The sequence below is a fragment of the Desulfurococcaceae archaeon genome (assembly GCA_038845865.1).
GTDB lineage: Archaea > Thermoproteota > Thermoprotei_A > Sulfolobales > Desulfurococcaceae > UBA285.
In genome coordinates this window covers 25,192-37,921 of record JAWBQJ010000002.1, presented here as the reverse complement: position 1 = coordinate 37,921, position 12,730 = coordinate 25,192, and the positions used below count along the sequence as shown (strand labels likewise).

Annotated in this window: 18 protein-coding genes and 1 tRNA gene; 9 read left to right on the top strand and 10 right to left on the bottom strand. The window is 44.6% G+C overall.

All coding sequences use genetic code 11. The annotated features are described in order from the left end of the window. Nucleotides 1-71: 71 nt before the first annotated feature. Nucleotides 72-590, bottom strand: a complete 519-nt coding sequence (locus tag QXU03_03250; GenBank protein MEM2170755.1) for a hypothetical protein — start codon at nucleotides 588-590, stop codon at nucleotides 72-74. A 50-nt stretch (nucleotides 591-640) separates the two neighbouring features. Here QXU03_03250 and QXU03_03245 point away from each other — a divergent pair, with 50 nt between their 5' ends. The 3 genes from QXU03_03245 (at nucleotide 641) to QXU03_03235 (ending at nucleotide 1,684) form a co-directional block, all read left to right on the top strand. Beyond that, nucleotides 641-820 carry a hypothetical protein gene (locus tag QXU03_03245; GenBank protein ID MEM2170754.1) on the top strand — a complete coding sequence of 60 codons (180 nt, stop codon included), beginning with the start codon at nucleotides 641-643 and terminating at the stop codon, nucleotides 818-820. A 265-nt stretch (nucleotides 821-1,085) separates the two neighbouring features. Further along, nucleotides 1,086-1,448, top strand: a complete 363-nt coding sequence (locus QXU03_03240; protein ID MEM2170753.1) for a heterodisulfide reductase subunit A-like protein — start codon at nucleotides 1,086-1,088, stop codon at nucleotides 1,446-1,448. An 11-nt stretch (nucleotides 1,449-1,459) separates the two neighbouring features. After that, a complete protein-coding gene (locus tag QXU03_03235) occupies nucleotides 1,460-1,684 on the top strand; it encodes a ferredoxin family protein (GenBank protein ID MEM2170752.1) in 225 nt (74 codons plus the stop codon). A gap of 185 nt (nucleotides 1,685-1,869) precedes the next feature. On the opposite strand, the gene QXU03_03230 is transcribed toward QXU03_03235, so the two are convergent. Continuing rightward, a complete protein-coding gene (locus QXU03_03230; GenBank protein MEM2170751.1) occupies nucleotides 1,870-2,016 on the bottom strand; it encodes a hypothetical protein in 147 nt (48 codons plus the stop codon). A 223-nt stretch (nucleotides 2,017-2,239) separates the two neighbouring features. Between QXU03_03230 and QXU03_03225 the strand changes: the two genes are divergently transcribed. Further along, nucleotides 2,240-2,473, top strand: coding sequence for a hypothetical protein (locus tag QXU03_03225; GenBank protein MEM2170750.1), 234 nt, complete (start codon nucleotides 2,240-2,242; stop codon nucleotides 2,471-2,473). A gap of 30 nt (nucleotides 2,474-2,503) precedes the next feature. Here the strand turns inward: QXU03_03225 and QXU03_03220 are convergent, their stop codons facing one another. From QXU03_03220 to QXU03_03210, 3 genes are all read right to left on the bottom strand, one after another. Beyond that, nucleotides 2,504-2,776: a hypothetical protein gene (locus QXU03_03220; GenBank protein ID MEM2170749.1), complete on the bottom strand. Its 273-nt coding sequence runs from the start codon at nucleotides 2,774-2,776 to the stop codon at nucleotides 2,504-2,506. 510 nt (nucleotides 2,777-3,286) lie between these two features. After that, a complete protein-coding gene (locus QXU03_03215) occupies nucleotides 3,287-3,712 on the bottom strand; it encodes a HEPN domain-containing protein (protein MEM2170748.1) in 426 nt (141 codons plus the stop codon). Then, nucleotides 3,709-4,209, bottom strand: a complete 501-nt coding sequence (locus QXU03_03210; GenBank protein ID MEM2170747.1) for a nucleotidyltransferase domain-containing protein — start codon at nucleotides 4,207-4,209, stop codon at nucleotides 3,709-3,711. Before QXU03_03210 ends, QXU03_03215 begins: the two co-directional genes overlap by 4 nt. A 243-nt stretch (nucleotides 4,210-4,452) precedes the next feature. Between QXU03_03210 and QXU03_03205 the strand changes: the two genes are divergently transcribed. The 4 genes from QXU03_03205 (at nucleotide 4,453) to QXU03_03190 (ending at nucleotide 7,055) form a co-directional block, all read left to right on the top strand. Continuing rightward, entirely contained in the window at nucleotides 4,453-4,836 is a 384-nt protein-coding gene (locus QXU03_03205; GenBank protein MEM2170746.1) for a HEPN domain-containing protein, read from the top strand. Further along, the gene (locus tag QXU03_03200) at nucleotides 4,826-5,221 is read left to right on the top strand and encodes a nucleotidyltransferase domain-containing protein (protein MEM2170745.1); all 396 of its coding nucleotides are present in this window, start codon (nucleotides 4,826-4,828) and stop codon (nucleotides 5,219-5,221) included. The genes QXU03_03205 and QXU03_03200 overlap by 11 nt, the downstream gene beginning before the upstream one ends. 1,143 nt (nucleotides 5,222-6,364) lie before the next feature. Further along, nucleotides 6,365-6,766: a HEPN domain-containing protein gene (locus QXU03_03195; GenBank protein ID MEM2170744.1), complete on the top strand. Its 402-nt coding sequence runs from the start codon at nucleotides 6,365-6,367 to the stop codon at nucleotides 6,764-6,766. Beyond that, nucleotides 6,735-7,055, top strand: coding sequence for a nucleotidyltransferase domain-containing protein (locus tag QXU03_03190; GenBank protein ID MEM2170743.1), 321 nt, complete (start codon nucleotides 6,735-6,737; stop codon nucleotides 7,053-7,055). Before QXU03_03195 ends, QXU03_03190 begins: the two co-directional genes overlap by 32 nt. 53 nt (nucleotides 7,056-7,108) lie before the next feature. Here the strand turns inward: QXU03_03190 and QXU03_03185 are convergent, their stop codons facing one another. The 5 genes from QXU03_03185 to QXU03_03165 all read right to left on the bottom strand — a co-directional run bounded on the left by QXU03_03185 (nucleotide 7,109) and on the right by QXU03_03165 (nucleotide 11,245). Beyond that, nucleotides 7,109-7,279, bottom strand: a complete 171-nt coding sequence (locus QXU03_03185) for a hypothetical protein (protein MEM2170742.1) — start codon at nucleotides 7,277-7,279, stop codon at nucleotides 7,109-7,111. A gap of 15 nt (nucleotides 7,280-7,294) precedes the next feature. Next, nucleotides 7,295-7,624 carry an HAD-IC family P-type ATPase gene (locus QXU03_03180; GenBank protein MEM2170741.1) on the bottom strand — a complete coding sequence of 110 codons (330 nt, stop codon included), beginning with the start codon at nucleotides 7,622-7,624 and terminating at the stop codon, nucleotides 7,295-7,297. 723 nt (nucleotides 7,625-8,347) lie between these two features. Beyond that, nucleotides 8,348-9,385 (bottom strand): HAD-IC family P-type ATPase, encoded by a 1,038-nt coding sequence (locus tag QXU03_03175; protein ID MEM2170740.1) that lies wholly within the window; start codon nucleotides 9,383-9,385, stop codon nucleotides 8,348-8,350. A gap of 110 nt (nucleotides 9,386-9,495) precedes the next feature. Further along, nucleotides 9,496-10,680 (bottom strand): HAD-IC family P-type ATPase, encoded by a 1,185-nt coding sequence (locus tag QXU03_03170; GenBank protein MEM2170739.1) that lies wholly within the window; start codon nucleotides 10,678-10,680, stop codon nucleotides 9,496-9,498. 490 nt (nucleotides 10,681-11,170) lie between these two features. Continuing rightward, nucleotides 11,171-11,245 (bottom strand) — tRNA-Arg (locus QXU03_03165). A 266-nt stretch (nucleotides 11,246-11,511) separates the two neighbouring features. On the opposite strand from QXU03_03165, the gene QXU03_03160 reads away from it, so the two are divergent. Further along, nucleotides 11,512-12,612 (top strand): zinc-binding dehydrogenase, encoded by a 1,101-nt coding sequence (locus QXU03_03160; protein ID MEM2170738.1) that lies wholly within the window; start codon nucleotides 11,512-11,514, stop codon nucleotides 12,610-12,612. Nucleotides 12,613-12,730 lie beyond the last annotated feature (118 nt).

Below are 12,730 nucleotides of genomic sequence, written 5' to 3'. Positions count from 1 at the left end.
GCTTGGGGTTTGTATGCTGGCGCCTATAGTTATTCCGGTAGCCTTCACAGTCTTAGGCGTCATCGCCATAATTAGTGGGATGGCTCCGCTAGTTCGGTGAACTTTATAAGCTTTGTGGTGTGTTGTACAAACAATGTTGGAATATGAAAACCTTCTGGATTTGCTAAGATTTTACTAAGAGTTGTTGGTGGACCTTCTTTCACAAAGGTGACCTGTTTAGCAGCAACAGCAGCTATGTTTAAACCTGCAAGCTGAATGTGCGTCGGCAAAAGCCAACCATCCACTTTGGCTGAGCCCTTACCGCTTTGCTCAGCAAAAACCAAGTAGAGGCTTTCATTAGTTGCCAGCGGGAAGGCTTCTGAAGGTAAACTGGTTGGCAGTGCCTTCATAATATCACTTGGAGTGGAGTTCCTGTATGAGGATATATCATCCTCCAGCGTTTCAGGAGCGGCGAATGAAGTCCCTATAAGGGTTATCGACGGAAGTGTTGGTAGAGGTGTTAGCGAAGGCGCAGGCTCAACAATTCCTGAGGCAACCGCAGTACTGCCCTCGTATTGCGAAGAGCCAGCAAAGGTGGCTGTGATGTTCACGTAGATCCCAACTAGTTTGCGGAGCCGTGTAGACAAACGAAGCCTTACCGTTGGCGTCCGTCACACCTACGGATGGATTAATGATCCCAAGAGTAGCCGAGAAGATGATGGTTTTACCAGCCAGGGATACGCCATCCAAAAGCAAGGTGGCTGTAAACGTAAGGCTATCGCCTGAAGTAACTGTGAAGTTTTCTGGAGCGAGAATCGGTTGCGTGGATCGCCTAAGCTGAGCGATCCGGAGGGCACCATTAAACCTAAAGCTAAGGTCAGCATAACTAAGACTGAACCGGGTTTCTCCTCATTCAAACCCCCTCTGTATCACTACTTTACGTACTTCTTAGTATTTTTTGAAAGTAGATGCTTCAAAGATCTCAATAGCGTTAGTGATAGCTGGTTTAATCGTTAGAAGCGCAGGAGGCTATTTCATAACTCAATCTCAGATAGAGTACTACGGTGTGGAAGGTTTATATATGAGTATACCATGTATCCGTATAAATGGCGGTACACATGAAGGGTTTAATCGTTTGCGTTTGTCAAGGCACGTGTCCGTCGTTTCATAAGATGAATGTTTTTGAAGTAATTAACCACTTCAGAAGGAATAAGAAAGTTGACTTCGTAGTGATTCACCCGCAACTCTGCGCAACCGATGGCGATAACTTTTGGAGGGCGTTGCTGAGCGGTAACCGGGACGTTGAGAGGGTTATAGTGGCTGGCTGCGATCCAGTAATGCAGCGGAAGATGTTTGGATGGGTTTTCCGAGAATTAGGTTTCGATGAGTCTAAGTTTAGAGGTGTTGAAATAAGGAACATGAGTACTGAGGAAGCCATCAAGGCTATTGAGGATGCTCTGAGTACGTGAGGTGTTTAGGTTTGACTAGGAACTGGTATCCAGTAATAGACTACGAGAAGTGCAGTGGGTGCTTAACCTGCTATAACTTCTGCCCGCACGGGGTGTTCGATATAGGCGCTGACGGGAAGCCGGTGGTGGTTAAACCGGATAACTGCGTTGAGCTGTGCAGGGGTTGCCAGAAAATCTGCCCCTCATCAGCAATCAAGTATTATGGAGACGAGCAGGAGGAATTCCAGCGCCTTTAATTCTTTCGTAGCCTCTTTAAGCCTGGTTAGATGTGGTAGGTGTATAGATTCCTCAGTCAGATGTGTTTGAGGCGCTCCATCCTGGATGTGGTGTAGAGCTCTCCCGAGCATGAATCCCGCCTTAATTAAATCCATCGCTTCGTGCAACTGTTTTGAGTTTCATATTAATTTACATCACCTGATACTTACTCTTCCGCTATGATTAACGCGTAGACTCTTTTTCCGTGTAGCTGTTTTATCTTATCCTTGTCTTTTCCTAGCGGGCAGAATACTGGTGCTCCATACCTATATCCCATTACACTACACTTTACAAAATAGAACTTGTCAGCCAAACCATCACCCTAAAGTTAATGCTGATAGAAAAGCTTACAGGCTTATCTATACTTTCTAATGCGAGGGAGTTACCCAAAGCTGGAGGAAGAGCTTGTTAAAGTACTCAGAATAAGGCTCTTTCCGAGACAGGTAGCACGCTTAAGGCTTAAAAATTGGCATAAATGAAGGGAAATATTTGTTTAATGTTAAATAAATAAACATTTAAGGCATAACCATTGAGCGTTGAGCTCGATGAAAAACCTAAACCTGAATATGAGGATCAAGCTATGGTTGGCTTTCGCTAAAGCCCATAAAGATAATCCATGGAAGGTATGGGCTAAAGCGAGGGTTCTTGGATTGGATAAAAGGACTATTGAAAAATTCTTCCTCGAGAAGGGCATAAGTGTTCACGATATCGCTAGCAAGGGATTTTTAAAAGTCCTTGAGGAGCATCCCGAAATTCTGAAAGATTACTGAGGCTCATAGTAATGTTGTAAGCATAATGGGTTATCTTAAGGTCCGACCTTTTCTTCTCGTCCTCACTACAAGGATTATGCCTACGATTATCAGGAAGAGGCCAGAGATCATACCGTACTGCAAGTATACTGGTGTCACCTCAACAGCTTGCATGGCGTAGTAAGCGGATTCGCTTGAATTGTAAACCTGCCTCATGAAGGTGGCAGCCCTTGGGATCCGCCTAATATAGTCAGCGAGCCATCCTAGTCCAATCCAGGGTAGCGCGTCTGCTATTTGGGTTGCATACGGCGACAAGGCGTCCAAAGCATCTATCGCACTCCGATAATCTGGAGAGTGTGTGATATTGTATACCCGTTCAACCTCACCTCTCCATTCCATGATTTGGCTATAATACTGACCTAAGGCTGCTGAAGCTCCAAGGCTGACTAGGAGTAGACAAAGCCCGAATCCCACGAAGAATCCTCCAGTTGTAGAAGTCATTCAACCACCTCCGCTTATTAAGAATAAGAAGCTGGGCTTATTTCCAAGTAAAAGTTATGCTGAAGCTCGGCGTAAAACATCTAACTACTCACTAGTCTCTACTGGGTGAGGAATAGCCGGTCTACCAGCGCCAGCACTAGAAGGCTACTCAGTAGACCTAACCGGTGGCTACTTATCAAGAGAGCTGGGATTAGACAAGCACACAGCATCTGCATACATGCTCACAGCAAAATACCTAGGATTAAACCTGAAATCCCTTAAAGTAACCCAGATAACCAGAAAAACCAAAAACTAAACAACATGCAGGCAGTCTTTAGGATAAGCAAATGCGGTTTAGGTTTTGTGTTGCTGGATTAGCTTAAGTACTATGCTGTAAACCTTTGACGCGTAGTTAAGTGCTTCTTCCGCGTCGAATCTATCATAGAGCTCGTCAGGTGGAATGCCGCTTTCCTCATCTCCATACATAGAGGGTTCTCTTTCTCTGCGTAGCTTCCTTGATATGCGCGCTAATATGGGTATCTCAACTTGAAACCATTCGGGGAACCTCTGCGCTTCTCTTCTGAGAACAGGTCCTACATCATGCCATTTCGGCACCTCAACACCAACTAATCTTAGCGCTGCTTTAAGAAGTAGTTCAACCGACTCTTGACACTGCCTAATTACGTACGGATAGTTGCCTCCTTCAAGTGCTTCCTTTGCGTGCCGGATTCTCTCCTCAGCCTGCTTTAAGTAGGATTGCGCCATAGATACGTTGTTCACAGTTCTATTACCTCACCAAATTTGTAGTCTCTCTTAAGTCTCCAATACCATTTTCTACCACATCTTACTCTCTCTGCTCCAAGCTCTTTAAGTTTCTCTCTGAGGTTGTTCAAGATGTTTGTAAAGAAGTTCTCTTTATCATACAGTACCACAGCATCTTCAACCATGTCTAGATAAACCGGCGATACTTTCTTCGCCTCGTTAACACTTTTTATAATAGGCGAAAAATCAACACTATACCCTTGGGACCTAAGTCTCTCGACCTCCTCCTCAACGCCTTCTTCTACCCACATAAACAGCTCCTGCCTCTTCAACCTGCTCTTAGGGGGGTTCTCCAAAACTATAAGAACGTCTATATCGCTCTCCTTACCAGCTTCGCACCTAGCAACAGAGCCGTACACGACAAATGAGATAAGCTCGCTACCAAATCTCTCTATAGCTACATCGAGAAGTCTACGAAGTAGAAGGGCGTAGGGTTCGCAAAGCTTCTTGGACATTCCGATAACCACCCTGTTTAAAGGCTATTTTTCGAATAATATAAGACTTGCTAACCACATTTAGCCATAGATGATCCTTAGATTATTTGCTCCAGTAGAGGTCTGGCATTCAGGGGCTGTAAAGATGATGGATCCTTCTGCGAAACCGATTAGTCGGCGATAAAGATGTTAGAGGCCGCAGAACGGTTTAGTTTAATAGCTATCCAGGTTATTAAACATTGAGTAGCTTAAGCGGCGGTAAATATGGTTTCTCGATTTAGGGATTGGTTGAAGCAGTCAGAGAGAAACGCCATGTCAGCTTTAGCTAATTACCGTGAAGGCATATTTGAAGAAGCATGCTTTGAGTCTCACCAAGCTGCCGAGAAGGCTATTAAAGCCCTTCTAAACTACCTTCACAAAGAGAGGAGAGGTCACTCGCTACTGTTCCTCCTATCTGAAGCACTAGTTGAGGTTCCAGAAGAGATTAAGCAGTGTGTTCTATACCTAGACAAGCACTACATTCCATCAAGGTACCCAGACGTCTATGATGAAGGGACTCCATCAGATTACTACACGAAGGAAGATGCGGAAAGGTGTCTTTCGTGCATGAGTAAGATAATTGATTGGGTGAAGTCTACTGTTAAGTGAGTTAAGTAACCTAGTAGAAAGCTATAGGAGCAAGTTAAAGCTGAGACTAGTAGTGTTGTTTGGGTCTAGAGCGCGAGGAGACTACACAGACTGGAGCGATATAGACGTCCTCGTAGTTGCTGACGACCTCCCCAGAGACCCGAGAGACTGCTTCGCAGTACTTCGCGACATCGGCTTCGCGAGAGTACATCCAATCGGCTTTAACACAGAAAGCTTTCTTAAAAAGCTTAGAGAAGGTAGCACTTTCATTATCGAGATACTAGAAGAAGGAAAGATACTGTTCGAAGACACAGATTTTCTGAAGGAGGTGATGAACATCTATAAGGAAGTGAGGAGCAGGTATGCTAGGCAGGGGAGAACGTGGACTATGATCTCCCCTACTTAAACCTCCTGGAAGCTATATTCTATCGAGCGGCTTCGAGAACAAGCTCTTAGCGCGTAAACACCTTGGTGCTCGGCGAGTCAGCCTCTAAAACCACGCTAATGGCCTTCAGTGGGGCTTAAAGCAGTGGTGGAGCGGTAGTCTTTGCAAGCAGAGCTCAACCTCCCGATGTACCTCCAGACGTCAATATGTGAGAACTGGCTAGCGTATCCGTGGGTAAAACTACTGTACTCTAAGTCTGCGGATTGCATTCTGGTGGGTTTAGTTCTACTGGTGTTACTAGAGTCTTTTGCTGTAGCGCTCAGTCATGGTTACTCTATGGCCGTAGCCGCAGTGGGTATATCGAGTTGCTTGAAGCTTGATAAGCCAGGGCTTGCTTCTGGCTCCGCCCAGGTGCCAGCACCATGCGGGGTAGGAGTAGTGCGCCCGGTCTCGGGTGCAGAGCCGAACCCGGCGAGAGCCTGGAATGTAGCCCTAAACCTCCCCGGAACCCCCGTACTTTAGGGCGGGGAGGAGGTCAGAGTGGAGATTTCAAGATCTAGCTCTTTTCTCAACTTTAAAACCGATCTAGTCGGTGAAGAGTTGAAGAGTGGTTTATCCAGTTGTGATAGGTAAAACTGTTATCATGTATGTTTGTCGTTCTACTTCTAGCTGGCCTTCAAGCTAGCTTAGCCCTTAGCTTTGCGTTAGGGGAATGGACTCTACCATCAACTTTCAAGACTATCTTTGGCGTTGCAACAAACACGTTGCTCTCCCTTATTCCAAAGCTTGCCTCCTAGCCTCCTCAACGATAAGCTCGGGAAGGTTTGTTGCGAATCGATATCTTTCATCACCTCTTTGCGCCAGTCTACGTAAACCCCTCCTAACTGGCAAGCTCAAGCGGGAAGCGCTTACCAAAACGCTAATCACTCTGGTGGATTGCTTCATCTACAAGGCGGTAAGAGTGGTGTGTGTTTTAAAACAGTTGTAGGTTCTCGTAGTGTATTGGAACGGCTTCGACGAATACGTGTTCTTCTACTGTTAGTCATTAAATGAACTACATTGATATGCAAAGACCTCGTGTGTTTGAATTAGCGCTGGGAGTGGGTAGTAAGCTTAAGAAAGGAATACTAAGTCATTAGTATTAGGCATGTGAGGTGTATACTGTTGACCAAACGAGATGAAGTAAATAGTCTCTTAGAGAGATCTAGGCGTTTCTACGAGTCTGCCCTCTTTCAGATCGAGAAGGGGTTTTATGACTTAGCGATGTTTAGTTTCGAGCAAAGCCTCCAATTGCTCTTGAAGGCGGCTCTACTCTCTCTGGGCGTAGACTATCCGAGAACGCACAGCATTAGAAGGCTACTCGAACTGGTGCACGAGCTTACGGGTGACGAAGACGTTAAAGAGCTGTGGGTGGAGCATAGCGTAGAACTAGCTTTACTCGAAGACGCCTACATAACCTCAAGGTACGTGCCGAGAGATTTCAGAGCCGAAGAAGTGGTGAGGGTCAGAGAAGTAGTGGATAAGGTGTTCAGGGTTGTCAGAGAGGCTCTTAGTGAAGTTAGCTAAGCATAGAGCTGAAGTCTTTAGAAACCTCGAGCACTACCTTAAGGTAATCGTGGAGGTAATCAAGGAACTGGATGAAAAAGCCGAAGTCTACCTCTTCGGTAGCGTTGCTGAGGGTACGTACACGCTGTCGAGCGATATAGACATACTAGTAGTCACGGATCAATCACCGGAGAAGGTACTAGTGAAACTGTGGGAGAAAGGAATAAAGGACCCTTTCGAAGTACACGTGGTAAAGAAGGATATGCTAAGCCTGTATAAACAGAGATCAAAACTGGTAAAAGTAGAATAGTTCAGCTCTACCATTGGTTCTCGAAAGCAAATTCACCTGGAGCCCCTGTATCTCTAGCTCCTCGAAGATGTTCCTAGGATATACACGCTGGGTTCTCTTAATTTTCTCGAATCCCATCTCACTCTTTCTCCTTGCAAGTCTCTTCCGATTTTCCCATACTTCGTTGAACTACCTGTCTTCGCAACAAGGGCCATTGTTGTCCTGCTCACGACGAAGGTAGTCATGAAAAGGTAGTTACGTCACTTCGTTATCAATTGTTCGTAGGACTTTAGCGGCTGATCTGTTTTCTCAACGAGGTAAGATTCCCCAGTTAACACGGATTCATCCGTGAGCAGATCTTTCGCACTTATGACTCTGGCGTCCGCAGGCACTATGTCACCTGCTGAGAGAAGTACAGCATCTCCTGGAACAATCCCCTCGATCTTTATCTCATTCTTGACTCTATCTCTCAGGGCTGTGGTCTTTCTGGCCACCCTTTGTCTGAGCATTTCAGCCTCTCTTTCAGCTTTATGTTCTTGATAGAAATCTACGATTATGCTGAACAATACTATGGTGTATATGATGACCATATCTGTCATGTCTGCGAGAAAGCCAGAAATTAGACCAGTAATAAGGAGGATTACTACTAGCGGGTTTTTGAAATGAAATAGAAAATCAACTATAATGGTTCTCCTTTTCTCGTAGGGAGCTCGTTATAGCTAAAAAGCTCGAGGCATCTTTTCGCCTCCTCAGAGGTAAGCCCATTTAACGGTGACTTCAAACGTAAAAGAAGCTTTTCAACGGACAAAATTAGTATTTCCTCAGTACTTGGTAGAACCTGATCTGGGTTTCACTTATACTCGAGTTACCCCTATTATTCATCAATGTTTTCCACGCGTTAGACACCTTATCACAACAACCCACAAGAAAAGAAAATGAAGTAAATTAAGTGTTTTGCTTTATCCAAGCTCCTGTTCTCCAATCTCCTTGTCCAGCAGGTCCTGTGCTTATTTCAAAAACATTTGACTCCTTTAATGTACAATTAATTCCATTCGATGAGAGCGGTGATCTATGGATGAAATATTACCCTGAATATACTGGGAGAACGGTGAGCTGCTCGAAAGGAGACCTCTTTGTGGCGAAAATAGACTCCGTGTAAACACCACATAGAGTTCACTTTGTTTAAACCCTTATGTAACCTCCTCAATAGTGTAAAATTTACATTTCTCCTGATGTCGTAGAAGAATAGCTTTTCTACTCCTTTGTAGATAGGGTCTCGAAAGATCGTGTGAATAGTATGCGTTATGAAAACTTCATGTATAGTTAAAGGCTTTGAATACAGCGATCTTAGCTGCATCTGTAACTAGAAATGTAGCTACAATATAGGTTAACGCTAATGCTATAATATTTAAAGGTAACGCTGGTATTATTATCCCTTTCCATATGAGGATCGTTGCTATCGCGCCGTCTACTGTTATAGCTAATAACACGTACTTACCTGGTCTTGAACTCCAAAATGGCCCTGTCTCCCTAAAGTTCAATATGTTCAAAAGCCCGGCGAGGAGAAGTATGTAGAAGATGAAGCTCTGCATTTGCGGATATGGTAAATTTACGAGTTTTGCTATGTATAGTGCCGTAAATAGCTCCACGAGTTTTACGATACCAAGAATAGTCGATATTATTGTTAGTTTTCTTATATTCCATTTCTCTGGTTTTTTACTTGGTTTTACTACGTCAACGCTTATAGATAGCGTTAGGAAGTCGTAGAGAAACAACATTAGTATCATATGAGTAGGTGTTAATATTGGAAGCCCGAGAATTAGTGTCGATAATGCTACGAAGTACACTATGCTGAATGTCTTAACAATCTTATTCATAGCCCAAACAACTATTTTCCTATAGGCGGTTCTCCCGAGACTTATAATATCGACGATTACTTTCAATCCAGGAGATAAGAGCACTACCGAAGCCGCTGATTTAGCTACATCTGTAGCTCCGCTGACAGCTATACCGAGTTCAGCTTTCTTAAGCGCAGGTGCATCATTAACACCATCACCTGTCATACCAACTACATGCCCTTTCCTCTGCAAGGCTTCTACAATTTTGTATTTATCTTCAGGAGTGACTTCTGCGAAAACATCGATATCTTCAATGATCCTGTCCAGCTGATCTTTCGAGATCTCTCTTAAGCTTACAGCTTTATCTCCAATACCGACTTTTCTCGCTATAGCCTTAGCTACGTGTATGTTATCCCCCGTAATCATCTTTGGATTTACACCTAGATCCTTCATGATTTTTATAAAGTGCTGAGAGTCTTTACGGGGTTTATCGTAGAGTCCTAGTAAACCAATAATCTTAACATCACTTTGTTGAGTCTCTAATGCGACTGCTAATGGTCTAAAACCTTCATCACCAAGCGCTTTTACAACTCTTTCAATACTTTCTTTATCACTGTTACTTGCTAGTTGAAGAAGTGCTTGGGGTGCTCCTTCCTTATTTTTCTATTTCCTAACTGAATAATTGCTTCACTTCTCTTTGTTTCCGGCATGAACGGCTTAAACTCTAGAATTTTAGCGATACCTACATCAATACTCATCTCCCTGGCTTTCTGTCTTATAGCGTTATCTATGGGGTCTTTTGTAACTTCTTCGGATACTAGAGCAGCGTATAGAACAATATCTTTCTCGTTATACTCACTACTCAATGGTATTACTTTACTTACCGCTATTCTGTTCTCAGTTATTGTGCCTGTTTTATCTAAGCATATAATATTCATCATGGAAGCCGCTTCTACTGCTTCAAGTCTTCTAGCAATTATGCCATTTTTAGCGAGCTCAACACTTCCAAGAGCAAGGGTTATCGTAGTCATAGCTGGTAAAGCTATGGGTATTGAGGCTAGTAGTAGTGTTAAAGTGAAAGGTAGAATATCCAGTACGCTAAGCCCTACTAGGATAAGTTTGACTAAAACTAGAATTATGAAGAAAGAGTCCATGAATAGAAGCCACTTGGTTATACTATTAGTAATCTTTTCTATTAAAAGCCTAGGCTTCGCTATTTGAACTAATTCTACTGTTCTGCCGAAACGGGTTCTAACACCTGTTGCAGTTATTTTAACTAAGGCTTCGCCTCTAACAACAGTAGTTCCAGCGTAAACGGTGTCGTTAACGTTTTTCTCAACCGGTATAGACTCCCCTGTTAACGCTGACTCATCGACAACTACAGAGCCCTCCATGATAACACCATCAGCGGGTACTATATCGCCCATGGAGATCTTCACGATATCATCTGGAACAATGTCTTCAGCGATAACGTCGATCCATCTACCATCTCTCAAAGCCTTCACGGCTACCTTCAATTTTGATTTAAGCATCTCAACGGCTTTACCGGCCCTATACTCATGGAAGATGCCGATAACAGAGTTTACGAGAAGCAGTGAAACCATAATAGCGAAATCGACGTATTTCCCCAAGATAAAAGAGATCAAAGCTGCTATTTCTATAGTATATGGTGTTAACCCTGTAAATTTCTTTAAGAAAATTAACACTATGTTCTCTTTCCTCTCAGGTACTTTGTTAGGACCGTAAGTTTTAAGCCTCACGAGGACCTCTTCACTCGTTAAACCTTTATACATACTTATTCTACTCACCTTTTCATTGCTGATGCCTAGATATATCATTGGTACACGACTTTAACATGACTTTAATATGTGTATCTAATTACTGCATCGATCACCTAGCATGCAATAATGCAGGGTAACCCATTGTAAGTACGGAGAGCCGGAGTAAAGCAATTAGCTTTTAAATGGGGAGCTTCGAGATTATGAAGACGCTCTTCCCCTAAATTAAGCTATTGGTGTGAGTAGAGAATCAGGGACTTTGGTTTTAACCTAGAGAGATATTCACTATTTTCAAAAAATCTTGTGAGACTTCATAGCTAGTAGGATAGCTATCAGATAGAGCAAGAGTACGCTTCTACCAGAGCTGTTGGCTTTGATCTACACCTTAACAGTGCCTATAGAGGTGAGTGATGTTGCTGGTGCGTTGAAACGCAGCAGGGGTCTCCCACGGGTGAATTTCCGGGATTCGGCGAGTCCGGGAACGCTGGAGCGATCTTTAATCAAGTGGAGTAAAGGGTTGCGGGCCCGCCGGGATTTGAACCCGGGTCCTCCGGCTCCGGAGGCCGGCGCCCTATCCTGGCTAGGCGACGGGCCCTAAGTGCCTGGCTACATGGTAAGAAATTACTTAGAGGAGTATTAATAACTCCACTAGTAATGGCGTGGTAGACGAGTTCGTGTAGAGTGGTGGAGGGTTGGGTACCGCCTCCTAATGCTATTCCAGGAGGGGCTGGGCGGATTTCGCGTCCTCGCTTTAAGCTAAATTAACCGTGCCAGCTTATATGTACTTGTATGTATGTATATGTACCGGCAATAACGGTACATTTATAATGAAGAAGTACATTAGGGTTATGGTGGGTGGACATGGGTTCCACCCAGGTAGTGAAGGAGTATAGGGCAGCTGTGTTCTACGAATATAAACAACCGTTTAGGATCGAGGTAGTGAGGGCTCCTAAAATAAGCGGTGAAGAGGTCCTGGTCAAGACGGCTGGTTGCGGCCTCTGCCACTCGGACCTCCACATATGGCTTGGAGAACTACCGGGAATACCCAAGGTAAAGCCCTGTGTTCTAGGTCACGAGCCCTCCGGCATTGTAGTAGATAGGGGAGACGCCGTTCCAGACTATATCAAGATCGGATTGCCCGTGCTAGTCCAGGGAGCGTACTACGTAGAAGAGGACATCTATACCTTAAGGGGTGAAAACGTTCTAGCCACTAAGGCATCACCTATGTGGGATGGGTCTTTGGGCCTTCACGGTGGTTGCTACTCCGAGTACTTCCTAGTACCTAGCTACAGGTACCTGGTACCGGCTGAAGGACTTGAAGACCTCGTAGCGGCATCTTCACTGACTGATGCTGGCTTAACGCCTTACAGGGCTGTCAAGAAGGCCGTGGAGGCTACCAGGCACTTCACTGAACCAGACGACTTCGTAGTGGTGGTAGGTGTTGGGGGTTTAGGGACCTTCGGAGCACAGTACGTTAACGTACTAACACCGCACCTGAACCTGGTGGTAGTAGACGTTAAAGAAGAGGCCTTAGAGTTTGCCCACAAGGTAGTCCCCAAAATACACACATCAATTAACGCTAAGAAGGAAAACCCCGTTGAAGCCGTGAGGAAGGCTACGGGCGGGAGGAAGGTAGTAGCGGTAGTTGACTTCGTGGGTGCAGAGACCACCGTATCGACGTACGTGAATGTACTCGCCCCAAACGGAGCATACGTGCTAGTAGGCCTCGGTGGGATTAAGGGCTCATTCTCAATACCTGACCTCGTACTAAGAGAGTGGATAATTATGGGTAGCTACTGGGGCTCCGTAGCAGATCTCAGGGAAGTCGTTCAATTGGCCAAGAAAAACCTCATAAAGTACAAGGAAATGGTAACCAAGCGGTGGAAACTAGACGAGATAAACGAAGCATTCGAAACCATGCATAGGGGAAAGTACGTAGGCAGGATGGTAATAGCCCCGTAGAAGTGCCCGGAGCACACAAGACATTTTTCTCTTCTCTCACCTTCACACTCTTGGCATGCATTAACGGCGGGAAGTGTTGAGTAGTATCCTTGCAGGAGAACTCCTAAAATCTCGTTAT

What these genes read in the sequence shown, in the direction of transcription:
- QXU03_03240 (MEM2170753.1), top strand. Translation starts at nt 1,086, where the DNA reads ATGGCGGTACACATGAAGGGTTTAATCGTTTGCGTTTGTCAAGGCACG.
- QXU03_03210 (MEM2170747.1), bottom strand. Translation starts at nt 4,209, where the DNA reads ATGTCCAAGAAGCTTTGCGAACCCTACGCCCTTCTACTTCGTAGACTT.
- QXU03_03205 (MEM2170746.1), top strand. Translation starts at nt 4,453, where the DNA reads ATGGTTTCTCGATTTAGGGATTGGTTGAAGCAGTCAGAGAGAAACGCC.
- QXU03_03185 (MEM2170742.1), bottom strand. Translation starts at nt 7,279, where the DNA reads ATGACTACCTTCGTCGTGAGCAGGACAACAATGGCCCTTGTTGCGAAG.
- QXU03_03180 (MEM2170741.1), bottom strand. Translation starts at nt 7,624, where the DNA reads ATGGTCATCATATACACCATAGTATTGTTCAGCATAATCGTAGATTTC.
- QXU03_03160 (MEM2170738.1), top strand. Translation starts at nt 11,512, where the DNA reads ATGGGTTCCACCCAGGTAGTGAAGGAGTATAGGGCAGCTGTGTTCTAC.